The organism is Roseovarius spongiae, assembly GCF_003651245.1.
GTDB lineage: Bacteria > Pseudomonadota > Alphaproteobacteria > Rhodobacterales > Rhodobacteraceae > Roseovarius > Roseovarius spongiae.
The window spans coordinates 535,538-560,168 of record NZ_RAPE01000002.1; the positions used below are offsets into that span (position 1 = coordinate 535,538).

The 24,631-nt window shown below is 68.3% G+C and carries 19 protein-coding genes; 10 read left to right on the forward strand and 9 right to left on the reverse strand.

The features are described from left to right. Positions 1–59: 59 nt before the first annotated feature. Together D6850_RS09365 and D6850_RS09370 are read left to right on the forward strand one after the other, a co-directional pair. A complete protein-coding gene (locus D6850_RS09365; protein WP_121166143.1) occupies positions 60–1,268 on the forward strand; it encodes a hypothetical protein in 1,209 nt (402 codons plus the stop codon). After that, complete coding sequence (locus D6850_RS09370) at positions 1,265–2,629, forward strand: cytochrome P450 (protein ID WP_121166145.1); 1,365 nt, start codon at positions 1,265–1,267, stop codon at positions 2,627–2,629. The genes D6850_RS09365 and D6850_RS09370 overlap by 4 nt, the downstream gene beginning before the upstream one ends. 57 nt (positions 2,630–2,686) lie before the next feature. Here D6850_RS09370 and D6850_RS09375 read toward each other — a convergent pair whose 3' ends face one another. Continuing rightward, the gene (locus D6850_RS09375; protein WP_121166147.1) at positions 2,687–5,104 is read right to left on the reverse strand and encodes a GcvT family protein; all 2,418 of its coding nucleotides are present in this window, start codon (positions 5,102–5,104) and stop codon (positions 2,687–2,689) included. Between the two features lie 140 nt (positions 5,105–5,244). Between D6850_RS09375 and D6850_RS09380 the strand changes: the two genes are divergently transcribed. Then, positions 5,245–6,606: a DUF2254 domain-containing protein gene (locus D6850_RS09380; protein WP_121166149.1), complete on the forward strand. Its 1,362-nt coding sequence runs from the start codon at positions 5,245–5,247 to the stop codon at positions 6,604–6,606. Between the two features lie 249 nt (positions 6,607–6,855). Here the strand turns inward: D6850_RS09380 and amt are convergent, their stop codons facing one another. Both amt and D6850_RS19285 read right to left on the reverse strand, forming a co-directional pair. Beyond that, a complete protein-coding gene (amt, locus tag D6850_RS09385; RefSeq protein WP_121166151.1) occupies positions 6,856–8,178 on the reverse strand; it encodes an ammonium transporter in 1,323 nt (440 codons plus the stop codon). Positions 8,179–8,200: 22 nt separating this feature from the next. After that, the gene (locus D6850_RS19285; protein WP_147438884.1) at positions 8,201–8,503 is read right to left on the reverse strand and encodes a hypothetical protein; all 303 of its coding nucleotides are present in this window, start codon (positions 8,501–8,503) and stop codon (positions 8,201–8,203) included. Positions 8,504–8,712: 209 nt separating this feature from the next. Between D6850_RS19285 and D6850_RS09390 the strand changes: the two genes are divergently transcribed. Continuing rightward, a complete protein-coding gene (locus tag D6850_RS09390) occupies positions 8,713–11,133 on the forward strand; it encodes a GcvT family protein (RefSeq protein WP_121166153.1) in 2,421 nt (806 codons plus the stop codon). A 130-nt stretch (positions 11,134–11,263) separates the two neighbouring features. On the opposite strand, the gene D6850_RS09395 is transcribed toward D6850_RS09390, so the two are convergent. The 4 genes from D6850_RS09395 to D6850_RS19455 form a co-directional block, all read right to left on the reverse strand. Further along, on the reverse strand, positions 11,264–12,577 hold the full coding sequence (locus tag D6850_RS09395) for an HlyC/CorC family transporter (protein ID WP_121166155.1): 1,314 nt from the start codon (positions 12,575–12,577) through the stop codon (positions 11,264–11,266). 83 nt (positions 12,578–12,660) lie between these two features. Further along, positions 12,661–13,593, reverse strand: a complete 933-nt coding sequence (locus D6850_RS09400; protein WP_121166157.1) for a site-specific tyrosine recombinase XerD — start codon at positions 13,591–13,593, stop codon at positions 12,661–12,663. Continuing rightward, on the reverse strand, positions 13,590–15,113 hold the full coding sequence (locus tag D6850_RS09405; protein WP_147438885.1) for a hypothetical protein: 1,524 nt from the start codon (positions 15,111–15,113) through the stop codon (positions 13,590–13,592). Before D6850_RS09405 ends, D6850_RS09400 begins: the two co-directional genes overlap by 4 nt. Continuing rightward, entirely contained in the window at positions 15,100–15,249 is a 150-nt protein-coding gene (locus D6850_RS19455; RefSeq protein ID WP_166434031.1) for a hypothetical protein, read from the reverse strand. The genes D6850_RS09405 and D6850_RS19455 overlap by 14 nt, the downstream gene beginning before the upstream one ends. A gap of 163 nt (positions 15,250–15,412) precedes the next feature. On the opposite strand from D6850_RS19455, the gene D6850_RS09410 reads away from it, so the two are divergent. Together D6850_RS09410 and aroB are read left to right on the forward strand one after the other, a co-directional pair. After that, positions 15,413–15,922 carry a shikimate kinase gene (locus tag D6850_RS09410; protein ID WP_121166161.1) on the forward strand — a complete coding sequence of 170 codons (510 nt, stop codon included), beginning with the start codon at positions 15,413–15,415 and terminating at the stop codon, positions 15,920–15,922. Further along, positions 15,919–17,031: a 3-dehydroquinate synthase gene (gene aroB, locus D6850_RS09415; protein WP_121166163.1), complete on the forward strand. Its 1,113-nt coding sequence runs from the start codon at positions 15,919–15,921 to the stop codon at positions 17,029–17,031. The genes D6850_RS09410 and aroB overlap by 4 nt, the downstream gene beginning before the upstream one ends. A 72-nt stretch (positions 17,032–17,103) precedes the next feature. On the opposite strand, the gene tyrS is transcribed toward aroB, so the two are convergent. Beyond that, positions 17,104–18,354, reverse strand: coding sequence for a tyrosine--tRNA ligase (gene tyrS / locus D6850_RS09420; RefSeq protein WP_121166165.1), 1,251 nt, complete (start codon positions 18,352–18,354; stop codon positions 17,104–17,106). A gap of 63 nt (positions 18,355–18,417) precedes the next feature. On the opposite strand from tyrS, the gene D6850_RS09425 reads away from it, so the two are divergent. The 4 genes from D6850_RS09425 to D6850_RS09440 all read left to right on the forward strand — a co-directional run bounded on the left by D6850_RS09425 (position 18,418) and on the right by D6850_RS09440 (position 22,436). Beyond that, positions 18,418–19,530 (forward strand): anhydro-N-acetylmuramic acid kinase, encoded by a 1,113-nt coding sequence (locus D6850_RS09425; RefSeq protein WP_121166167.1) that lies wholly within the window; start codon positions 18,418–18,420, stop codon positions 19,528–19,530. Then, entirely contained in the window at positions 19,520–20,251 is a 732-nt protein-coding gene (locus D6850_RS09430; RefSeq protein ID WP_121166169.1) for a maleate cis-trans isomerase family protein, read from the forward strand. Before D6850_RS09425 ends, D6850_RS09430 begins: the two co-directional genes overlap by 11 nt. Before the next feature lie 92 nt (positions 20,252–20,343). Next, positions 20,344–21,666, forward strand: coding sequence for a hypothetical protein (locus D6850_RS09435; protein WP_121166171.1), 1,323 nt, complete (start codon positions 20,344–20,346; stop codon positions 21,664–21,666). Then, positions 21,663–22,436 carry a COG3904 family protein gene (locus tag D6850_RS09440; protein ID WP_121166173.1) on the forward strand — a complete coding sequence of 258 codons (774 nt, stop codon included), beginning with the start codon at positions 21,663–21,665 and terminating at the stop codon, positions 22,434–22,436. Before D6850_RS09435 ends, D6850_RS09440 begins: the two co-directional genes overlap by 4 nt. Positions 22,437–22,448: 12 nt before the next feature. Here D6850_RS09440 and purL read toward each other — a convergent pair whose 3' ends face one another. Continuing rightward, positions 22,449–24,614, reverse strand: coding sequence for a phosphoribosylformylglycinamidine synthase subunit PurL (gene purL, locus D6850_RS09445; RefSeq protein ID WP_121166175.1), 2,166 nt, complete (start codon positions 24,612–24,614; stop codon positions 22,449–22,451). Positions 24,615–24,631 lie beyond the last annotated feature (17 nt).

The following is a 24,631-nucleotide window of genomic DNA, read 5'->3' on the forward strand; positions in this document are numbered from 1 at the left end:
TTACTCTCGCCCAACTCCTGCGCTAGGCTCGCGCGCGAGCAGTCCGAGACAGGTGCGCGATGAGCGACCCCAGCGAAATCACAGTGCGCCGCCGCCGGGTGTTCTACATCCCCGGTTACGACCCGATCCATCCCCGCCGCTACCGCGAGCTTTACCGCAAGGAAGGCGCGGCGCAGGCGGCGATTTCCGGCTACGACATCGCGCTCAGCGCGCGCACGGGCAAGGGGCGCTACGGCTGGCGCGTCGAGGGGCGCATCGACGATGAGCCGGTCGAGGCGGAGTTCGACGTGCTGGTCTGGTCCGACATCGTGCGGAGCAGCATGGCGCAGGGGATCGCGGGCACCTACCTGCAACTGGCGCGTACGGCGTGGACCTATATCGGCTCGGGCGTGCTCTGGCGGCTGATGCGGCTGCGCAAGGGGCCGGTGATCGCCGCGCTCTACCCGGTGGTGTTCCTGCTGGCGCAACTGGCGCTGGCGCTGCTGCTGGCCTGGGGGCTGGGGCGGCTGCTGGCGCTGATCCATCCGTGGCTGGCCTGGGCGGGGCTGATCGTGGTTCCCTTCGTGCTCGAATGGTTCCGGCGCAGGGACGGCAGGTTCTTCGCCTATTACCTCATGCACGACTACGCCTATTCCGCACGATATCGCGGGGCCAACCCGCCGGAGCTGGAGGCGCGGATGGCCGAATTCGCGGACGAAATCGCCGAGGCGCTCGCGGGGGACGCGGACGAGGTGCTCATCGTCGGTCATTCTTCGGGCGCGCATCTGGCGGTGTCGATCCTCGCGGATCTCATTCGCGCGCGCCGGGCGCCGGCGAACGGGCCGGCGCTGTCGCTGCTCACGCTGGGGCAGGTGGCGCCGATGGTGTCTTTCCTGCCGGACGCCCACCGGCTGCGCGCTGATCTGCAATACCTGGGCGAAACGGACGCCCTCGCATGGGTGGACGTGACGGCGCCGGGGGATGGCTGCGCCTTCGCGCTGTGCGATCCGGTCAGCGTTTCGGGCGTGGCGACCCCGGCCAAACGCTGGCCGCTGGTGATCTCGGCGGCGTTCACGCAGACGCTCAGCCCCGCGCGGTGGCGCGAATTGCGCTGGCGTTTCTTCCGGCTGCATTTCCAGTATCTCTGCGCCTTCGACCGCCCCAATGACTACGACTATTTCCGCATCACCGCCGGCGCGCGCACGCTCGGCGCGCGGTACAAGGGGCGGGCGCCATCCAAGAGCCGGATCGAAACCCCGGTGAACAAGTTCAACGGGATCGCCGCGTGACCCTGCCGCCCAAGCCGCCGGCGCGCGCGGGGCGCGTGTCGCTCTGGCGCTATGTCCGGCTGTTTCGCGCCGATATCCTGTCGGCGCAGCCCGCGCGGCTCTACCGCGCGTGGATGGCCGAATTCCGCACGCCGTTCTTCCGCTCCTACCTTTGCAACCAGCCCGATCTCGTACGGCTCGTCCTGAAGGAGCGTCCGGACGATTTCCCGAAATCGGACCGCGTCCGAGAGGGGCTGAAGCCGCTCCTGGGCGATTCGGTCTTCGTCACCAACGGCGAGGCGTGGAAGCGTCAGCGCCGCATCATCGACCCCGCCTTCGAGGGCGGGCGCCTGCGCGACGTGTTCCCGGCCATGGTCGCAGCGGGCGAAAGCGCGGTCGCGCGGCTGGCCGGCATGGCCGACGGCAGCGCCCAAGAGATCGAGGAGGAGACGAGCCACGTCGCCGCCGACGTGATCTTTCGCACGCTGTTCTCGATCCCGATCGAGAACGAGATCGCCGCGCGGGTCTTCACCAAGTTCCGCGATCACCAGCGCACGCAGCCGGTGGTCAACATCGGCGCGCTGCTGCCGTTGCCGCGCTGGATGCCACGCCTGCACAAGCGCGAGACGAAGGCCACCGCAGCGGCGATCCGCGACCTCATCGCGCGGCTCACGCGCGAGCGGATGCAGCAGATCGAGGCGGGAACCGCGCCCGACGACCTCGCCACCAAGATCATGACCACCGTCGATCCCCAAAGCGGCGAGCGGTTCAGCGCCGAGGAGATGATCGACCAGGTCGCGATCTTCTTCCTTGCGGGGCACGAGACGAGCGCCTCGGCGCTGGCCTGGGCGCTCTACCTGCTGGCGCTTTATCCCGAGTGGCAGGACCGGGTGGCGCAGGAGGCGGGTGAGGTGCTGGGCGAGGGCGCGCCCGCGTTCGCCGATGTCGGGCGGCTCAGGCTCACGCGCGACGTGTTCCGCGAGACGCTGCGCCTCTATCCGCCGGTGCCGATGATGGTGCGCGAGGCGCGCGGCCCCGAGCGGTTCCGCGACCGCGACATCGCGCCGGGCGCGCAGATCGTGCTGAGCCCCTGGCACCTGCACCGCCACGAACGGTTATGGGAGAGGCCGGACGCCTTCGATCCCGCGCGCTATGGCGCCGAGAACGGCAAGGCCTGCATGCGCGACGCCTTCATCCCGTTCTCCGCCGGGCAGCGGGTTTGCGTCGGCGCGGGTTTCGCGATGATCGAGGGTGTGCTGATCCTCGCGATGCTGGCGCGCGCCTACCGGTTCGAGACGGTTCCCGAGCGCCCGGCGATGCCGGTGGCGCATCTGACGGTGCGCGGCGAGGACGGGATCTGGCTCAAGTTCACCCCGCGCTGAGGTGGAAGAGAATTCAATGAATTCTCTTCGCAAAAGTCTTCAGGGAAGACTTTTGGGTCAGCCCCGCATCCGCGCGCCGTCCGCGTCGAAAAGCGGCTCGGTGAGCAGGGTCGCCGGACGCATTTCGCCCAGGATCTCGATTTCGACCTGCAGGCCGTCCTCTGCCGCCTCGCGCGGGATCAGCCCCAGCGCGATGGATTTCTGCGCGTGGTGCGAATAGCCGCCCGTGGTGCAGAACCCCTTGACCGCGCCGCCCATCCAGATCGGTTCATACCCCGCCACGTCCGCGTCGAGCGCGTCGACCTGGAAGGCGCAGAGCCGCCGTGCGGCGCTCTCGGCGCGCTCGGCCTCGGCCGCCGCGCGGCCGATGAAATCGGCGTTCTTGGACCACTGGATGAACCGGTCCATGCCGGTTTCCCCCGGCGTGTAATCGGGGGAAAATTCGCCCAGCCAGGAGCCGAAGAACTTGTCGAGCCGCAGACTCATCATCGCGCGCATCCCGAAGGGGCGCATCCCGTGCGGTTCCCCCGCGGCGCTGAGCGCGTCCCACAGCGCGCGCTGCGCCATCGGGTCGCAGTAAATCTCGTAGCCCAGATCGCCGGTGTAGCTCACCCTTTGGACGAGGCAGTCGACCATGCCGATGGTCGCGTGGCGCAGGTCCATGAAGCGCATCTCGTCTAGCGGGGCGCGGGTCGCGGCCAGCAGCACGTCGCGCGCGCGTGGTCCGGCGATCTGGAACCCGTTGAGCCGGTCCGAGATGTTTTCGACCCGCACATCGTCGGCCTCGTTCTTCTGGAACCAGCGCATATGCACCGCCTGCGCGCCATAGGACGCGGTGAGCTGGAACGCCTCGGGGCCGAGGCAGGACACGGTGAAGTCGCCGATCAGGCGGCCATTGGGCGACAGCATCGGGGTAAGCGACAGCCGGCCAGGGCGGGGGATGCGCCCGGCCATGATCCGGTCGAGCCAGTCGCGCGCGCCGGCCCCGGTCACGAGGTATTTGCCGAAATTGTGGACCTCGTTGATGCCCACGTTCTCGCGCACCGCGCGGACCTCGCGCGCGGCGGCGTGATGCGCGTTGGAGCGGCGGAAGGAGGGGGTCTCATAGCGGGGCTCGTCCCCTTCGGCAAAGTAGTTGACCACCTCGAGCCCGAATTGATGCCCCCAGACCGCGCCCAGCCGGTCGAACACGTCATACATCGGCGTCTGCCGGAAGGGGCGCGCGGCGGGCAGCTCCTCGTTCGGGTAGGCGACCGAGAACCGATGTCGGTAGTTCTCCACCACCTTCGGCAACGTATAGCCCGGCGTGATCCAGTCGCCGAAGCGCGCCACGTCCATCGCCGTGACGTCGCGTTCGCATTCGCCCTCCACCATCCATTGCGCCAGCATCAGCCCGACGCCGCCGCCCTGGCTGAACCCGGCCATGACGCCGCAGGCGGACCAGTAGCCCGGCATCCCCGGCACAGGCCCGACGAGCGGATTGCCGTCCGGCGCGAATGTGAAGGGGCCGTGGATGACCGATTTCACCCCCGCGCGTTCCAGCGCCGGGAAGCGGCGATAGGCAAAGGCGATGCTGTCCTCGATCTTGTCGAGGTCGTCGGGCAGCAGTTCGTGCCCGAACTCCCAGGGCGTGCCATCCACCGCCCAGGGCTTGGCGCGCTGTTCGTAGAACCCGATGCAGAGGCCGCGCCCCTCCTGGCGCAGATAGGATTCGCCGGCCGGGTCCATGACATGCGGATGCTCTTCGCCGCCTTCGATGATCTCGACGATCTCCGGGACCTCGTCGGTGACGACATATTGGTGTTCCATCGGGTGCAGCGGCAGGTAGACGCCCGCCATCGCGCCGACCTCGCGCGCCCAGAGACCGGCGGCGTTGACCACGTGTTCGGCGTGGATCGTTCCCTTTTCGGTCACCACGTCCCATGTGCCGTCGGCGCGCGGTTTGGTTTCGAGCACCTTGCAATGCGTCTCGATCGTCGCGCCGCCCAGGCGCGCGGCGCGGGCGTAGGCGTGGGTCGTGCCCGAGGGGTCGAGATGGCCGTCGAGCGGGTCGTAGAGCGCGCCGATGACGCCGGTCACGTCCGTCACGGGCGCGATGCGGGCGATCTCCTCGGGGCCGACGATTTCTGTCTCCAGGCCCATGTAGCGGTGCTTGGCCCGCTCGGCGAGCAGCATATCGAAGCGGTCGCGATTGTCGGCCAGCGTGACGCCGCCCACGTGATGCAGCCCGCAGGAGAGGCCGGTGATTTCCTCCAACTCCTTGTAAAGCCTGATCGTGTAACCTTGGAGGGCGGCCATGTTGGTGTCGCCGTTGAGCGTGTGGAACCCGCCGGCGGCGTGCCAGGTCGAGCCGCTCGTGAGATCCGAGCGGTCGATCAGCATCACGTCGGACCAGCCGAGTTTCGTCAGGTGATAAAGCACGCTGCATCCGACGACGCCGCCGCCGATCACGGCCACTCGGGTGGTGGTCTGCATCCCTGAATCTCCCTCGCGATTTGGGGCAGGGTGGGGAAATGTCCGCCCTTATGCAAGGCCGTTCGCGACAGATGTTGTCGCAAGAGGCGAACCAAGCGCGAGGGATGGAACCGCTGCGCGTCGCGGGGTATTGAGGATACATGGACGACATCCGCCTTCTGCCCGCAACCCTCTGGCGCATGGCCCGGCAACTCATGCGCAAGCTGTGGGTGCGGGTCGTGGGGATGGGGCTTCTGGCCTTCGTCGCGCTGGGGCTGGCGCAGTTCGCCCAGGAGTGGGTGCCCGAGGGCATTGGGACGCGCCTCTCCGGGACGGCGGCGGACCGGCTGCTCGACATCATCGCCAACGCGATGCTGGCGGTGACGATCTTCAGCATGACGGTGATGGTCACGGTCTACCGCAATTCGTCCTCGCAATGGACGCCGCGGGTGCACATGGTCATCATGCAGGACACCACCACGCAAAAGACGCTGGCCGCCTTCATCGGCGCCTATGTCTATGCCCTGGTCGGGATCATCCTGCGCGAAACCGGCGTCTTCGGGGATGAGCGCGCCTTCGTCCTGTTCTGGGTGACGGTGCTGGTGCTGGTTCTGGTGGTCTATTCGCTGATCCGCTGGGTGCTGCACCTGCAAACCTTCGGCAGCCTGCTGGACACCTCGCGCCAGGTCGAGCGGCAGACGCGCGACCGTTTCCTCGAGCGGCTGAAGACGCCGTGCCTCGGAGCCAATCCGCTGCCTGACGAACTGCCCGACGACCTGCATCCGATCCGGGCGCGCGAATCGGGCTATGTGCAGCATATCTACCCCGAGGGGCTGAACGCCGCCGCCGAGCGGTTCGACGTGGAGCTGTTCCTGCCCCTGCAGGTCGGCCGTTTCGTCTTCGTGAACGAGCCGCTGGCGCTGGTGCGCGGCGACTTCGAGGAAGAGGAGGAAGAAGAGCAGGAGGGCGAGCGGGGCGACGCGCCGCGCAGGAAGGACAAGCGCAAGCTGCCCGAGCTGGTGCGCGATCACATCACGCTGGGCGATTTGCGCACCTACGACCAGGACCCGCGTTTCGGCCTGATCGTGCTGGGCGAGATCGCGTCGAAGGCGCTGTCGCCGGGCATCAACGATCCGGGCACCGCGATCGACGTCATCACGCGGATCGGGCGGATCCTGTCGTCCTACCTGCGCACCCCGGACGAGGATCGCGAGGTCGAGCTTGAAAGGCTCTACATCCCGGCGCTGTCGCCGGATGACCTGATCGATGACGGGTTCGGCGCGCTGGCGCGGGACGGCCAGGCGGTGATCGAGGTGCAGCAGCACCTGCAAGCCATCCTGTCGGGGCTCATGCGCCATTCCGAGCCGGCGCTGGCAAGCGCCGCCGAGCGGGCCGCGGCGCGCTACCTGCTGCGCGGAATGCAGAACCTGCCATTCGCGTGGGATCGCGAACAGCTTTACCGAAACGCGCCCGAGGCCGCGCGCCGCGAGGTGCCCGAGGATGCCGCGCCGCCGGGACGTTGATCTTCGGATCGGCGCCGGGCCGTGGGTCTGCGGCGGCTGAATGTCCATGCGTGACTGACGGATTGCCGCGGCGGGCGGCGATAGCATCGCGATCTGACGTTCACGGGGGCGGCATCGCGCGGCGGATGTGCGGGCCCGCTCTGCCGTCTGTCGCGAAATTGAGCGAAGGTCACGTCCGCGCGTCAACCTCACGAATTTGGCCTCCGGCGAATGTCGCCGGAGGCCTCGGACAACAGGTGTCTTCAATATTCATACTGGATTGAATTCCGGATAGGCCTCCATCCCCAGCTCGGCCATATCAAGGCCGGTGATTTCGGTCTCTTCATCGACCCGCAAACCGATGGTCAGTTTCAGAACCATCCAGGCCAGGGCCGATGTTGCGCAGACAAAAGCGCCGACGATCATGATCGCATAGAATTGCGTGAGCACATTCGCCGCATCGTTGGTGAACGCCACGGCGATCGTGCCCCAGATACCTGCGAACAGGTGCACCGGAATTGCGCCGACGACGTCGTCGATCTGCAATTTGTCGAGCATGGGTACGGCGAAGACCACGATCGCACCGCCGATGCCGCCGATGAACGTCGCTTCAACCAGCGTGGGCGTCAGTGGCTCGGCAGTGATCGACACCAGGCCTGCAAGCGCGCCGTTGAGGATCATGGTGAGATCGGGCTTTCCGTATATCAACTGCGTGAGGACGAGCGCGACCATCACGCCGGCCGCCGCCGCGATATTGGTGTTCGAGAAGATGCGGCTGATATCGGCCACGTTGCCTGCGGTATCCATGTACAGTTGCGAGCCGCCGTTGAAACCGAACCAGCCCAGCCAAAGGATGAACATGCCCAGCGTCGCCAGCGCCAGATTGGAGCCCGGGATCGGGTTGATCTTGCCATTCTTGTACTTGCCCAGTCGGGGCCCCAGGATGATCGCTCCGGTCAAGGCGGCCCAGCCGCCCACCGAATGCACCACGGTCGAACCCGCGAAATCCTGAAAGCCCATCGCGTCCAGAAACCCACCGCCCCATTTCCAGCTCGCTTGTATCGGGTAGATCACCGCCGTCAGCAGCACCACGAACAGCAGGAAAGGCAAAAGCTTGATCCGCTCAGCCAGCGCGCCAGAGACAATGGACGCCGTGGCTGCGCAGAACATCAGTTGAAAGAAGAAGTCCGAGCCGACAGACGCGTAGGTGAGGTCGGGGTCCGCGCCATCGAGACCCACGGGCTCCAGCCCGGTCACGGAAAACGCGCCAAGGACACTGGAAATCGTCCAGGCGTCCCCGGGATACATCAGGTTGTAGCCCAGGATGTAATAGAAGAGCGATGCGAGCGAAAAGAGCGCCACGTTCTTGGTGAGCTGCATCGCGACGTTCTTGCCGCGCACCAACCCCGCTTCCAGCATGGCGAAACCTGCGGCCATGAAGAACACCAGGAAGCCCGAAACCAGAAACATGAAGGTCGTGAAGATGAAGCCGATATCGGCGTTGAGGGGTGTCGTGTCGGCCTCTTGCGCGGCCCCCATCTGCGGCAGGGCGATCAGTGCTGCGACGACGCCCAGCCTAATGTAGTTCAACATGATATTCTCCTTGTCTTGCGCGTCACACTGCATCGGCGCTGGTTGCGCCGGTGTGCATGCAAAAGGTTTGCTTGACGTCCTGTAGGAAAGGTTTTCCCGTCCCCGATCCGACCGGTCCGGGTATCCTGCCGCGCGCCCTGACATCGGTGAGCGCTCCGCGCGCCGCGTCGAATTTGAACGGATCTGTTATTGCTGTTTTGGGTTTCACATACCTGCCTTTCGGATTTTTGCGCGGTGATTGTTGCAACTGCAGCGTAAAAATCTCTGCGGCGCGGCGTAAAGCTGAGCTGCTGACCTCGGGTGGTTCAAATTGGTGCTGCTGCACAAAATTTGGGCAGGGAGATGAGAACTGCCTAAAAAATGATCGCAATGTTCAGGGAGTGGCGACGCCAGATCGCCTTCCGAGCCGGCACAGCGCGCCGGGATCGACGTTTCTACGCCACTTGCTTGCCTGCGACGCGATCTGTCGCGCCCGGGCAACCGGCGCGGCGACGGGGCGCTAAGGCTGGGGCGACACAAGCCAGGGAAGACCCCATGAAGACCCATGCACAGGCCGTCGTGATCGGCGGCGGCGTCATCGGATGCTCGATCCTCTATCATCTCACGAAACAGGGTTGGCGCGATGTCGTGCTTCTCGAACGCGACGAGCTGACCAGCGGCAGCACATGGCACGCGGCGGCCAACATCCACGGGCTGCATGACAGCGCCAATATCAGCCGCCTTCAGCATTACACGATGACCCTCTACAAAGAGCTCGAAGCCGAGACGGGGCAGAGCTGCGGCGTGTTCCAGCCCGGTTCGCTCTACCTCGCGCAGACCGAGGCGCGCGAGCATCAACTGCGCCTCCAGGCGGCCAAGGCGAAGCTATACGGGATGAACTTCGCCGAGATCGGCCGCGACGAGGCCGAGCGCCTGCACCCGCTGGTGAATTTCGACGGCATCCGCTGCATCATGTGGGAACCCGACGGCGGCAACGTGGATCCCTCGGGCGTGACCAACGCTTACGCCGCGGGCGCGCGCGCGAACGGCGCGGAGATTCACCGCTTCACCCCGGTCACGGCGACCGAGGCGCAGCCCGACGGCACGTGGATCGTGCGCACGCCCAAGGGCGAGATCCGCACCGATTGGGTGGTGAACGCCGCCGGGCTCTGGGGGCGCGAGGTGGCCGCGCTGGCGGGGGTAGAGCTGCCGCTGCAACCGACCGAGCACCAGTATTTCGTGACCGAGACGATTGCCGAGATCGCCGGCATGGACCGCCGCCTGCCGTCGGTCGCGGATCGCGACGGCGAATACTACCTGCGCCAGGAGGGCAAGGGCCTGCTGATCGGCGCCTATGAGCGCGACATGCGGCTCTGGGCCGAGGAGGGCACGCCGCCCGATTTCGCGCATGAACTTTTCGCCGACGACCTCGACCGGATCGAACCCAACATGATGCGCGCGATCGACCGCGTCCCGGCGGTGGGCGAGGCGGGGATCAAGCGGGTGATAAACGGTCCGATGATCTGGACGCCGGACGCCAACGTGATCCTCGGCCCAGTGCCCGAACTCAAGGGGTATTTCTGCTGCAACGGCATCATCCCCGGTTTCAGCCAGTCCGCCGGCATGGGCCTGATGTGCGCCCAGTGGATCACGACAGGCGAGATGCAATACGACATGTTCGCCTGGGACATGGCGCGTTTCGGCCATTGGGCGGGCAGGGATTTCACCCGCGAAAAGGTGCGCGACCAATACGCCCACCGCTTCGCCATCCATTTCCCGAACGAGGAACGCGCGGCGGGCCGCCCCTGCCGCACGCGGCCCGTCTACCAGATGCAGCGCGACATGGGCGCGGTGATGGGGCTCAACTACGGGTGGGAGCATCCGCTGTGGTTCGCTGATGCGCCCGGCGCCGAGGATACCAACGGCTTCACCCGCCAGAACTGGTGGGAACCCGTGGGGGCCGAGGCGCGGATGCTGCGCGACCGCGCGGGGATCATCGACATCTCGAACTTCGCGAAATACCGCTGCGCCGGGCCGGGGGCCGAGGACTGGCTGAACGCCGTCTTCGCCAACCGGATGCCGCGCGCAGTGGGGCGGTCCTGCCTGACGCCGCTGATCTCCGTGCGCGGCGGGATCGCGGGGGATTTCACCGTGACGCGCGTGGCCGAGGATGAATTCCGGATCATCGGGTCGGGCATGGCGGAACGCTATCACAAGCGGTTCTTCGACATGGTTCCGCTGCCCGATAACGTCGTGTTCGAGAGCCTGACCGAAGCGGTCTGCGGCTTCAATGTCGCGGGGCCAAGATCGCGCGAGATGCTGGCGCGGCTCACCAATGCGTCGCTGGCGACCGAGGATTTCCCGTTCATGCGGTCCCGGCGGATTGAAATCGCGGGCGTCGATTGCCTTGCGCTCCGAGTGAGCTTCACCGGCGACCTCGGGTGGGAGCTGCACTGCGCCACTGAGGATCAGGTGCGGCTCTACGAGGCGCTGTTGGCGGCGGGGCGTGAATTCGGCGCCGGCCCTGTCGGCAGCCGCGCGCTGATGAGCCTGCGGATCGAGAAGGGATACGGGTCGTGGTCCCGCGAATACAGCCCCGAATACTGGCCGCAGGAGGTCGGGCTGGCGGGCTTGTGCAAGATGGACAAGGAGTTCCTGCACAAACCCGTCGCGGCAGAGGTGATGGCGCGCGCGCCGCGCGAAACGCTGGTCCTGCTGCATGTCGACGAGGGCGACGCCGCCGCCTCGAACGCGGACGCCACGGGGGGCGAGCCGATCTTCCGCGACGGGCGCGGCATCGGGCGCGTCACTTCGGGCGCCTATGGATACTCAGTCGGCATGAGCCTCGCGCTGGGCTTCGTGCGGGATGCAGGGCCGGGGGACGCGGTGGAGGTGATGATCCTCGGCCGGCCGCACCGGGCGGTGATCCTCGCGGAGCCGCCGTTCGATCCCGAAGGAGTGCGGCTGCGGGCGTGAGGCGCGCCTGCGCGGGCCGCCTGCGTGGCGCGGGTGCGTATTTCTGGAACATTGAAAGAGCGCGGGGCGCGCAGCGAGATAGGCGCGCCAAAATGGTGATGCACGGCGGGTCCGGGCAATCGGCGGGCGTTCAGAGCTTGCCGATCTTCAGCCGCGTGATGCGGTTGTCGTTGCGCGCCAGCACCTCGAAGCGGAAGCCGTGAAAGTTGAACACCTGGCCCACCTTGGGGATCATCTGCGCGTCGTGGATGACCAGCCCGGCCACCGTGTTGGCGGCGTCGTCGGGCAGGGTCCAGTCGGTGGCGCGGTTGAGGTCGCGTATCGTCATCGCGCCATCGACTAGGTAATGGCCGTCCTCGGTGCGGTGCAGAGTTTCCTCGTCCTCTTCGGCGTCGAACTCGTCGGTGATTTCGCCGACGATTTCCTCGAGGATGTCCTCGAGCGTGATCAGCCCCTGAAGCGTGCCGTATTCGTCCACCACCAGCGCGAAATGGGTGCGCATCCGCAGGAACTGGCGCATCTGGTCGTCGAGCGTCGTCGTCTCGGGGACGAAATAGGGCTTCATCGCCACCGAGGTCACGTCGAAATTGCGCAGCGCGCGGGGCAGCTCTCCGCGCCCGTTCACCACCAGCTTGTGCATGGCGCGCAGCAGGTCCTTGGCGTGGACGACGCCGACGATGTTGTCGGGTTCGTCGCGGAAGACGGGCAGGCGGGTGTGCCGGCTCTGAAGGCACTGGTCGAGAATAGCCTGCGGGTTCAGACTGGCGTCGATCATCTCGATCTGGCTGCGATGAAGCATGATCTCCTCGACCGCGCGTTCGCCGAGGTCGAGCGCGCCGAGGATGCGATCGCGGTCCTCCTTCTCGACAACGCCCTCGGACTGGCCGAGATAGAGAGCGCCGGCGATCTCCTCGCGCACGGCGAGGATGTGGCTGTCCGGATCGGTGCGCACCCCGAAAAGCCGCAGCACGCCCCGCACGAAGACGCGCACCGCGCTCACGATGGGCGAAAACAGCCGGATCACCAGCATGATGACCGGGGAGACGCGGCTCGCCGCCGCCTCGGCGTTGGTGATGGCGTAGGTCTTGGGCAGCACCTCGGCGAAGATCAGCACCAGCAGCGTCATCACCAGCGTCGCCAGCGCCACGCCGTTCTGGCCGAAAAGCCGGGTGAAGAGCGCGGTGGCCAGCGACGCGGCGAGGATGTTGACGAGGTTGTTGCCCAGCAGCACCGAGCCGATCAGCCGCTCATTGTCCTCGGTGATGGCCAGCGCGCGTTCGGCGCCCTTGTCGCCCTTCTCTGCGCGCGCGCGCAGCTTGCCGCGCGAGGCGGCGGTCAGCGCCGTTTCGCTGCCCGAGAAGAAGCCCGACAGCACCAGCAGCGACAGGATCGCGCCGCAGGTGATCCAGAATGCCGCGTCCAGATGCGCGCCGGTGATGTCCATTCGTCGTCAATTCCCTCTTTGCAGAAGGGTTATGCGGCGCAACGCCCGTGCGATCAAGGCAGGAGTGACATGCGCGGGGCCGCTCAGTCCTTTGGGCTGTCCGCGAGCGGGTGATGTTCAAGAACCAGCGTCTTCAGCCGTTCCTCGAGCACGTGGGTGTAAATCTCGGTCGTGGCGACGTCGGCATGGCCCAGCAACGTCTGGATCGCGCGCAGGTCCGCGCCGTTGGCCAGCAGGTGCGTGGCGAAGGCGTGGCGCAGCGTGTGCGGCGTCACCTTGTCCGGAGACACGCCGCCGGCGACCGCCAGTTCCTTGATCAGCCCATAGAAACGATGCCGCGTGAGATGCCCCGACTTGCCGCCCGAGGCGAAGAGGAAGGGCGAGGGCGCTCGTCCGCGGGCCCGCGCCACCTCGGCGGCGGCGTCGCAATGGGCGAGCCATTCGGCCAGCGCCGCGCGCGCGGGAGAGGAGAGCGGCACCATCCGCTCCTTGCCTCCCTTGCCGCGGATGAGCAGCATGCGCGGATCGCCCCGCGCCGCAGAAACCGGGAGCGAGACCAGCTCGCTCACCCGCATGCCGGTGGCGTAGAGCAGCTCCATCAGGCAGGTGTTGCGCAGCCGGTCGCTCTTGCGCCGGCCATGGTTGCGCGCGGCGGAGAGCAGGCGATCGACCTCCTCCTCGGTCAGGGTCTTGGGCAGGCGGCGTTCGCGCCCGGGCCCCTTGATGCGGATCGCGGGATTGTCGCCGCGCAGGCGGTCCTCGAAGGCGTAGCGGTAGAACTGCTTGATCGCCGAGAGGCGCCGCGCGCGGGTCGCGCGGGCCAGCCCCTGCGCCTCGCAATGGACGAGATAGGCCTCGATCTGCGCCTGCGTGGCGGTCTCGGGATCGCCGCCCGCATCGGTCAGCCAGTCGCGGAAATCCCCGAGGTCGCGGGCATAGGCCAGCAGCGTGTTCTCGGACGCGCCCTGTTCGGCGGCCTGAGCCTCGAGAAAGGCGGAGAGCCAGGCGCCGCTCATTCCGAACGCTCCAGGATCAACATCTGGAGCGCCGCGCGCCGCGCCGTGTCCTCGAGCCCGAGGGCGCGCAGCGTGGCCAGCGATTCGGCGATGTCGCGCAGGTCGCCATCGGCCTGGTCCGCCCGGTTGGCGGCGGAAAGGATCGCCTCGCCCAGCTTGCCGGCATCGATGAGCCGCGCGAGATCGGGGGCGGGGCGCGGCGGGGTGGCGAAGGCGCGCGCGATCGCCTGCTCCACGCCCGCGCCGGCCAGCGCCGCGTCGGGCGCGCCGCGCGCTATGCTGGCGAGGAACCGCTCATCCCGCGAGGCGCCGGCGCCGGGCGTCGCCGCCTCGTATTCGGGCGTCAGAAGCTTCATCCGGAAAGCGAGCGCGGCGCCGCGCGGCGGCAGCTCGATCTGCGACAGCCGTTCGGAAAACAGGGTGGCGAAGGCGACTTCGAGCCGCTGCTGCTGCATCAGGCGCCAAGCGGCGGGCAGGGCTTTGGCGACGGCCTCGTTATCGCGCGTCTCGAGCGCCCTGTCGAGGGCCTGCACCGCCGCGACCCGCTCCCAGACGCCGCCAGAGGCGGCGGGGCGCTGATCGGTGTAAAGCCCGAGCAGCCGGTTCTCGGACAGCGCGCCGGTGCGCACCAGCCGCTCGGCGGCCTCGAGTTCGGCCTTCCAGCCCGAATCGCCGCGCAGGTCCGCGATGGCGAAGGCCAGCGGCAGGTTGCGCGTGGGCAGCGGCGTGCCGGCCGCCTCGTAAAGCCGGAAGAGCAGCGGGGAGGGGTGGGAGACGGGCGCGAGCCCGATGGCGGTTTCGACCATTTCCGGGTCGAGGAACTGCGCGAGCAGCTGCGTTTCGGTCCGCGTCAGCATCCCGAGCGCGTTCGCGGTGTCGAACAGCAGCATCGCGGTCTGCCAGTCGCCGTTCAGCGCCGTGCAGTAGATCTGCGTGGCGTAGCCCGGACGCAGCGCCGGCGCGTCGCGCAGCAGCTGGCAGGCCGCGACCTCTTCGCCGCTGAGCAGCGCGAGGTCGAAATAGGCGCCGAACAGTTGCGGCGTGCCGGGGCCGGCGCGTTCGACCAGGGCGAGCGCGGGCTCCACCGCGCCGAGCCGCATCAGCGCCGCCACCCGCGCGCCGAGAAACGCGCCGCCCGCGTCCCGCGGCGGCTCGGCCTCGGCCAGCAGCAGGGAGTAGTAGAGCGCCTGGATCGCGGGGAGCGGTTCCGCGGATGCGCGCCGCCACAGCGCGCTTAGGTCCGACGCCGCGCTCGCGGACCAGAGGCTGCCGGGCAGGCCGGTGACCGAGGAGGGCAGCAGGCCCACCGCCTCGTGCCCCGCGGAGTCGAGCGGCATGACCGTGACCTCGGGCACGGTGACGCCCTGGGCGGTGGGCGGCTCGTTCAGGACGGGCGTGCGCGGCGCGGCGATCGGCACCGCGCCGGGGGTGTTCAGCCAGTCGATCGCCGAAAGCGGCTCCTCCGCGCCGGCCTGCGACGCCAGCAAGGCGGCAAGCAAAATGAACTTACCCGGTTTCAAGGATGATTTCCTGGCGAATCTCATTGACCGGCGGCGAGAAGTCCGCGCCGAAGAACGGGCCGATATAGGCATAGGCCACCAACCCGACGAACGCGATGATCGCCAGATAGATCAGCCATTTGATGAGTCTAAACACGATGCGCCTGCCCGGGTTCGATCTGCTCTTGGCGAAGTTATAACTGGCCTTTTGCCCAAGATCACGTCATTGGTGCACCTGATTTTCGATTTAAGCGGGGGAGCGCCGAGGCGTGGCGGATGCCGGGACAGGGACACTGAGAAAAACGGTCGTCCTGATCGGCATGATGGGCGCGGGCAAGACCGCCGTGGGCAAGGCGCTGGCGGCGCGGCTGGGGGCGCCGTTCCTCGATTCGGACGCCGAGATCGAGGCGGCGGCGGCGATGAGCATTGCCGAGATATTCGAGCGCGACGGCGAGCCGTTCTTTCGCGCCCGCGAGACCGAGGTGATCGACCGGCTGCTCGAATCGCAGCGCGGCGTGCTGTCCACGGGCGGCGGCGCGTTCCTGTGCGAACGAAATCGCGCGCTGATCTCCAAAAAGGGCGTGTCGGTCTGGCTCAACGCCGATCTGCGGCTGCTCTGGAATCGCGTGAAACACAAGGATACCAGGCCGTTGCTGAAGACTGCCAACCCTTACCAGACGCTCAAGGCGCTTTATGACGCGCGCGTTCCCATCTACGCCAAGGCCGACGTTACCGTCAGGGCGCGGCCCGAATACAGCATCGACGCGATGACCGACCAGGTGCTCGCCGCGCTGGCGCAGCGCGCCGATGTGCTCGGAGCGCCGCAATGAGCGAGGTCGTGCATGTCCCGCTCGGCGCTCGCGCCTATGACGTGCATGTCGGGCCCGGGTTGCTTGCGCGTTCCGGCGCGCTGATCGCGCCGCTGCTCAGCCGCCCGCGCGTCGCCGTGGTGACGGATGAGAACGTCGCGGCGCTGCATCTGGGCGCGCTGCGCGAGGGGCTGGCGGACGCCGGCGTTTCGATGGAGGCGCTGACGCTGCCGGCGGGGGAGGCGACGAAATCCTGGCCGCAGTTGGAGCGCACGGTCGACTGGCTGTTGGAGCGCCGGGTCGAGCGCAATGACGTGGTGGTGGCCCTCGGCGGGGGCGTGATCGGCGATCTCGTCGGATTCGCGGCCGCGATCCTGCGGCGCGGGGTGCGCTTCGTGCAGCTTCCCACCAGCCTGCTGGCGCAGGTCGACAGTTCCGTGGGCGGCAAGACCGGGATCAACGCCGCGCAGGGCAAGAACCTGATCGGCGCGTTCCATCAGCCGAGCCTCGTGCTCGCCGATACCGACGCGCTTGGCACGCTCAGTCCCCGCGACTACCTGGCCGGTTACGGCGAGGTGGTGAAATATGGTCTTCTCGGGGATTTAAAGTTCTTCCAATGGCTTGAGGCGCATGGTTCATCCGCCGCCGGCGGTGATGTGGCCGCGCGGATCCACGCGGTGACGCGCTCGGTGCAGATGAAGGCCGATATTGTCGCACGGGACGAGACCGAACAGGGCGACCGCGCGCTCTTGAACCTCGGGCATACTTTCTGCCACGCGCTCGAGGCCGCGACCGGCTATTCCGACCGGCTCCTGCACGGCGAGGGCGTCGCCATCGGCTGCGCGCTCGCCTTCGAGCTTTCGGCGCGGCTTGGCCTGTGCAGCCAGGAGGACCCCAGCCGCGTGCGCGCCCATCTGCGCGACATGAAGATGAAGGTGGATCTATCTGACATTGACGGGGAATTGCCGGACGCCGACGCGCTTCTCGCGCTCATGGGGCAGGACAAGAAGGTGGTCGACGGCCAGCTCCGTTTCATCCTCGTCCGCGGCATCGGCGACGCCTTCGTGACGGCGGACGTGCCCCCAGACGCGGTGCGCGCGGTGCTGAACGATGCGCTTGCGGCGCGGTGAACCTGCACTTTCAATGTTCTGAAAATACTCGACAACCCGACGCCAGCCGCCGCGCGCCGCCGGTCGGGCGATCTACTCCACCCGCACCAGCGCGTGCCGCTTCTTGCCCGCGCTCAGCTTGACCGGCGCCGAAAACGCCCCCGAGTCGAGCATCAGTCCCGCATCGGTCAGCGGCGCGTCATCCAGCCGCGCGCCGTTCTCGGCGATGAGGCGCTTGGCCTCCTTTCCCGACTTGACGAGGCCCGAGCGCACCAGCAGTTGCACCACGGAAATGCCGTCGGCCACGTCCGCGCGCGCCAGCGTGACCGTGGGCAGGTCGTCCCCGACGCCGCCCTTCTCGAACACCTCGCGCGCCGTCGCCTCGGCGGCTCGGGCTGCATCGGCCCCGTGCAGCAACGTCGTCACCTCGTTGGCGAGCACGATCTTGGCCTCGTTGATTTCAGACCCCGAAAGCGCGCCGAGGCGCTCGCATTCCTCCACCGGCAACTCCGTGTAGAGCTTGAGGAACCGCCCGGTGTCGGCGTCGGTGGTGTTGCGCCAGAACTGCCAGAACTCGTAATGGCTCAGCATGTTGGAGTTGAGCCAGATGGCCCCGCCCGCCGACTTGCCCATCTTGCGCCCGTCCGAGGTGGTCAGCAGCGGCGAGGTCAGCCCGAATACCTCGGTCTCGAGCACCCGGCGCGTGAGGTCGATTCCGTTGACGATGTTGCCCCACTGGTCCGAGCCGCCCATCTGCAACCGGCAGCCGTAGCGGCGGTTGAGTTCAAGGAAATCATAGGCCTGCAGGATCATGTAGTTGAACTCGAGAAAGCTCAGCGATTGTTCGCGGTCGAGCCGCGATTTCACGCTCTCGAAGGACAGCATCCGGTTGACGGAGAAATGCCGCCCGATGTCGCGCAGGAATTCGAGGTAGTTGAGCCCGTCGAGCCATTCGGCGTTGTTGACCATGATCGCGTCCGTCGCCCCTTCGCCATAGGACAGATAGCTGGCGAAAACGCTCTGCATCCCGGCGATGTTGGCGCCGATCTGGTCGGGGCCCAGGAGCGGGCGCTCATCGGCGCGAAAGCTGGGATCGCCCACCTTGGTCGTGCCGCCGCCCATCAGCGTGATCGGCTGGTGCCCGGTCTTCTGAAGCCAGCGCAGCATCATGATGTTGAGCAGATGCCCCACATGCAGCGACTGCGCGGTGGCGTCATAGCCGATATAGGTCGGCACGTTGCCCGCGCTCATCGCTTCGTCCAGCCCCTCCATGTCGGTGCAGCCGGCGAGGAAGCCGCGCTGCGTCATCACGGCCATGAATTCGGACTTGGGTGTGTAGGTCATATCGCTTGTCCCGGGCAGGTTTGCGCGGCATGTATAGGGGGCGGGCGGGCGAAGGAAAAGGCCATGTTGAAGACGGGACGCATCCGGGCGCTGGGGGCGATGTCGGGCACCTCGCTCGACGGCGTCGACGCCGCCCTGATCGAGACCGACGGCCATGAAATCCACGCCTTCGGCGAGACCGCCTATCGCCCCTATTCCCACGGTGAGCGCGCCGTGCTGCGCGCCGCGCTCGGGCTCTGGCCGGGGCAGGACGTCGCGGCGGCCGAGCGCGTCGTGCTGAGAGCGCATGCGACCGCGCTGGCGGAACTGGCGCAGGCGGCGGACCTGATCGGGTTTCACGGCCAGACGCTCGCACATGAGCCGCGCGGGTGCGGCACCCACCAGATCGGCGACGGCGCGGCGCTGGCGGATGCGCTGGGCCGCCCGGTGGTCTGGGACTTCCGCAGCGCCGATGTGCGTCTCGGCGGGCAGGGGGCGCCGCTCGCGCCGTTCTACCACTTTGCCTGCGCGCGCTACGTCGGCGCGACCGGGCCGCTGGCCTTTCTGAACCTCGGGGGCGTGGGCAACCTCACCTGGGTCGACCCGGGCAAGGCGCGCCCCGAGGACGAAGGCGCGCTGCTGGCCTTCGACACCGGCCCGGCCAACGCGCCGATCAACGATCTGCTGACCGCCCGGCGCAATCTCGATTACGACGAGGACGGGCGCATCGCGCGCGGCGGCGCGGTGGCGGAGGGCGCGCTCGAGCTGTTCCTCGAAGAGCCTTATTTCACGCACATGCCGCCCAAATCGCTCGACCGGGACGAATTTTCGGACATGATCGGGCTGGTCGCGGAACTCGATGACGCGGACGCGGCGGCGACGCTGACCGGCATGGTGGCGGCGGCCGTGCTGAAGGGCATGGAGCATTGCCCGTCCCCGCCCGAACGGATGCTGGTCACCGGCGGCGGGCGGCGCAACCCGGTGATGATGGACATGCTGCGCGCCGCGCTCGATTGCGAGGTGGCCCCGGTCGAGGACGCCGGCCTCGACGGCGACATGCTCGAGGCGCAGGCATTTGCCTTTCTCGCGGTGCGGGTGGCGCGCGGGCTGCCGACCTCCTGCCCGGGCACGACGGGCGTGCGCGCCGCCGTGGCGGGCGGCACGCTGAGCAGGCCGGGGGCGCGTGATGGAGTATGAACTGGGCGACGTGGTGGGGCGCGAGGCGCGGCTGGGGCTGATCGTGCTCAGCACCGACGAGACGCTCGAATTCGAGGCGCGCGAGGTGCTGGCGGGGCGCGATGTGCAACTGCTGCACGCGCGCATCCCGAGCCACGCGGAGGTGACGCCCGAAACGCTGGCGCAGATGGAGCGCGCGCTGCCCGCGACTGCGCGGCTCTTGCCGCAGGGGCTTGGCGTGCTGGGCTATGGCTGCACCTCTGGCGCGACGGTGATCGGGCAGGCGAGGGTGGCGCGCGCGGTGCAGGCGGTGCATCCGGGCGCGCCGGTGACCGACCCGATCACGGCGGTGCAGGCGGCGCTCGCCGCGCTCGGCGCGCGGCGCATCGGCATGGTCACGCCCTACGTGGCGAGCGTCACCGCGCCGATCTGCGCGCTGCTGGCCCGGGGCGGGGTCGAGGTCGCGCGCGAGATCAGCTTCGGACAGGGCGACGACTGGACCGTGGGGCGGATCACGCCCGCCTCCTCGCGCGCGGCGCTGCTCGAGGCGGGGCGCGCGCCGGGCATCGACGCGGTCTTCGCCAGTTGCACGAACCTTCAGACCTTCAGCGTGCTGAAAGAGGCCGAGGCGGCGCTCGGCCTGCCGGTCGTCAGTTCCAACCAGGCGCTTCTGTGGCACATGTTGCGGCTGGCCGGCGTGGACGCGGCAGGCTGGGGGCCGGGGTGGCTCTTTGGGGCCTAGCGCCTTCTCCGCCCTTGCGGGCGTGGGCGGATCGGTTTTGAAATACCGGCCGGCGGCCCCATATAGGGCCGGACGCAGGGAGGACATGACTTATGCCGGATGACACCGGGCGCCGCGTGCGCGGCGATGCGGACGGGGTGCGCTACGCCAGCGAGTTGACGGGACATGTGCGCTGGCTCGACGGGATCACCGGGGCGGCGCTCGGCGTGCTGGCGGTGGCGTCGGGGATCTACACCTATCTCGGGGTGTCCTCGCTTCTTGATGACACCGGCGCGCTCAGCTTCTTCGCCGCGGTGTCCTATTCCATCGCCGTGTCGGTGGGCATCTTCGTCTTCTGGTCCTACCTGATGCGCCTCTTGCCGGCGGTGCGCACGATGGGGGCGCGGCTGGGGCTGATGGTGTCGATGCTGATCGGCTCGCTCGCGATCATCGCCATGTCGTCGTGGCTCAACGCAGCCGCGCTCGCCGGGTCGGCGGCGGTCGAACAGCATCTGGCGAAGACCGTGCAGGAATACCAGGCATCGCTGGAACGCGCGCACCAGGTCGCGGTTTCCGCGCAGGGGCTGGAGCGCGACGTCGCCCGCGTGCGCCAGTCCTTCGAGGATCTGAGCCAGCAGGAGGCCGATGGCAACCTCTCCGGCCTGGCCGGGCGCGGGGCGGTGTTTCGCGTGCTGCGGCAGAAGTCCGACGAGTTGGCGGCGCTCGAGGCGCAGATCGCCAGCCAGGCGCCGCTGGTCGACGGCGCCTTCGCGGAGGGAAACGCGATCCTGAGCCGGATGCGCGCGCTCACGGTCGAGCCGGGCCCGGTCGAGCCGCGTTCGGTCCAGTTCTCGGAAGAGGCGGTGCGGCTGGCGGGGATCATCACGCAGCTGCGCCAGCTTTCGGTCGCGCCGCTGGTGGCGCGCGCGGCGCAGGATCTCGCCGCGTCGGTGGTGTTGCCCGAGCTTGACGGGCGCACCGGCGCGGCGCGCGGCGACCAGCAGAGCACGATAAGCTCCGTGCTCGAGGTGCTGGGCCAGCGCGCCGACACGCTGCGCAGCGCGGCGGAGGCGGTCATCGCCATGCCGCCCGCCGCCGACACCACCTACACGCCGATTTCCGCCGCCGACGCGGTGATCCTCTACGCCGGGAATTTCGCGCCCTCCTGGGCGGGGGCGATCGCCATCGACCTGCTGCCCGCCGTTCTGGTGCTGATCCTTGCCGTCACGCAGGCGGCGATCCGTTCGGGGCGCGACGGGGTGCGGGTGGAGGATACGCTGACGCTCTCGGAGTTGCGCGGCGCGATGATCGCCATGCGCGAGATCGAGGGCATCCAGCCGCCGGCCGAGCCGGTGCGCCCGCAGGGTGATGCGCCGGCGGTCGAGCGTCGGGGCGCGGAGCTCAAGCCGGTGAGCGAGACCGGCAAGACAAGGTGAGCGATGCCGGACAAGGCGAGGCCGCGCGCGGCTGGGACACGCGGCGGGTGCTCTTTGCCGTGTTGGGGCTGCAACTGGCGATCGCGGTGCTCCTGGGTGGGCGCGACCTGATCGGCGCGCTGCCCGACATCGCGTCGCCCTCGCGCCAGCCGCAACTGACCACGCCGGTCGCGCCGGGCGATCAGACGCGCCGCTATCGGCCGCGCGACACGCCGCTGCCCGAGACGCCCGATAGGCGCTGGCGCAACACCTCGGACATGCCTGCGCGGCTCGACTTTGCGCGCGAGGGCGACGTGCTGACGCTCATCGGCGCGATCGACGCCGGCGACGCCGACCGCTTTGCCGAGGCGCTGGAGCGCGAACAGGGCGTGACCCGCGTGCGGCTGAGCAGCCCCGGCGGGTCGGTGCGCGAGGCGCTGGCCATCGGGCGCGCGCTGCGCGCGGCCGAGCTTGGGACGTCGATGGGCGCGGGCGATGTCTGTTTTTCGGCCTGTCCCTATATCCTCGCCGCCGGGACCGAGCGGGTCGTTCATCCCGAGGCGCGGGTCGGCCTGCATCAGCATTACTTCGGCAAGAGCGTCGTGCTGCCCGCCTTTCTCGCGGTCGAGGACATCCAGCGCGGGCAGGGCGAGGTGATGCGCTATCTCGACGCGATGGGGGTCGATACGCTGCTCATGCAGCACGCGCTCGCCACGCCGCCGGACGAGATCTACGTGCTCTTGCGGGACGAATTGCTCGGCTACCGGCTGGCCACCGAGATTGCGGAGTAGCGCGCGCCGCCCTCAGCCGAAATGCCGCGCAAAGCTCTCGCGGTAGAGCGTCGACAGTTCGGCCAGCGGGGCGGAGGCGCCGTTGACGGCGAACGCGTCGCCGCCGAAGACGCCGACCTGCGCGACCGGCACGCCCGCCTCTTCGGCCGCCTGCATCAGCGCGCCCGCGCCTTCGGGCGGGCAGGCGACGAGGTAGCGCGCCTGGTCCTCGCCGAAGAGCGCCGCCGTGTCGGCGGCGTCGAGCGCCAGGCCGAGGCCCGCCGCCTCGGCCAGCTCGAACGCGGCGAGCGCGAGGCCGCCGTCGCCCAGGTCGGTGCAGGCGCGGATATTGGCGTGTTGCGCGCGGATGAATTCGCCGTGCCGTTTCTCGACCGCGAGGTCGACCGCCGGCGCGTCGCCCTCGTTGCGGCCAAGGACCTCGGCCAGCAGCGCGGATTGCCCCAGATGCGCGCCCGGCGCGCCGATCAGCAGCGCCAGGTCGCCGGCCACCGCGCGCCCGGTGATCGCCTGCGCGACGTCGGTGATGAGGCCGACCGCGCCGATGGTGGGCGTGGGCAGGATCGCCGCGCCGTCGGTTTCATTGTAGAGCGACACGTTGCCCGACACGATCGGCATGTCGAGCGCCGCCACCGCCGCGCCGATCCCCTTGATCGCGCCGACGAGCTGGCCCATGATCTCGGGCTTTTCGGGGTTGCCGAAATTGAGGTTGTCGGTCGTCGCGAGCGGCACGGCGCCCACGGCGGTGAGGTTGCGATAGGCTTCGGCCACCGCCTGCCTGCCGCCCATCTCGGGGTTGGCCTTCACGTAGCGCGGCGTGACGTCCGAGGTGAAGGCCAGCAGCTTGTCCGTTCCATGCACGCGGATGATCCCGGCCCCAAGGCCGGGGCCGCGGACCGTGTCGGCCATGACCATCGTGTCGTATTGTTCGTAAACCCAGGCGCGGCTGCAATGGTTGGGCGACGCGATCAGCGTGCGCAGCGCCTCGAGCGCGTCCACCTGCGGCACGCTGCCCGGGTCGAGCGGCGCGGCGGACGGGGTTTCCACCCAGGGACGGTCGTATTCGGGCGCGGTCGAGCTCAGCTTGGAGAGCGGCAGATCGGCCTTCACGTCATTGTTGTGCAGGATGAGAAAGCGGTCCTCGGCGATCGTCTCGCCCACGATGGCGAAATCAAGGTCCCATTTCTCGAAGACGGCGCGCGCCTCGGCCTCCTTCGCGGGGTCGAGCACCATCAGCATCCGTTCCTGCGACTCGCTGAGCATCATCTCGTAGGCGGTCATGTCCGCTTCGCGCTGCGGGACCATCTCGAGGTTGAGCCGCACGCCAAGCCCGCCCTTGTCGCCCATTTCGACCGCCGAGCATGTCAGACCGGCGGCGCCCATGTCCTGGATCGAGATCACGGCGCCCGTCGCCATCAGCTCGAGCGTGGCCTCCATCAGCCGCTTCTCGGTGAAGGGGTCGCCGACCTGCACGGTCGGGCGCTTTTCGTCGATGGATTCGTCGAACTCGGCGCTGGCCATCGTGGCGCCGCCGACGCCGTCGCGCCCGGTCTTGGCCCCGAGATAGACCACCGGGCGCCCGACGCCCGAGGCGGCGGAGTAGAAGATCCCGTCCGCGTCCGCGAGCCCCGCGGCGAAGGCGTTGACCAGGCAGTTGCCGTTATAGGCCGGATCAAAGCGCAGCTCGCCCCCCACGGTGGGCACGCCAAAGGCGTTGCCATAGCCGCCGATCCCCTCGACCACGCCATGCACGAGTTGCCGCGTCTTCGGATGATCGGGGCTGCCGAAGCTGAGCGCGTTCATCGCCGCGACGGGGCGCGCGCCCATGGTGAACACGTCGCGCAGGATGCCGCCCACGCCGGTGGCCGCGCCCTGGTAGGGCTCGATATAGGAGGGGTGGTTGTGGCTCTCCATCTTGAAGACGAGCGCCTGGCCGTCGCCGATGTCGATGACGCCCGCGTTCTCGCCCGGGCCGCAGATCACCTGCGGGCCGTCCGTCGGCAGGGTGCGCAGCCATTTCTTGGACGACTTGTAGGAGCAATGCTCGTTCCACATGGCCGAGAAGATGCCAAGCTCGGTGAAGGTCGGTTCGCGTCCGATGATTTCGAGGATGCGCTCGTACTCGTCCGGTTTCAGCCCGTGCGCGGCGATGAGATCGGCGGTGATGTCCGGTTCCTGCATGGCTGTCGATTCCCTCT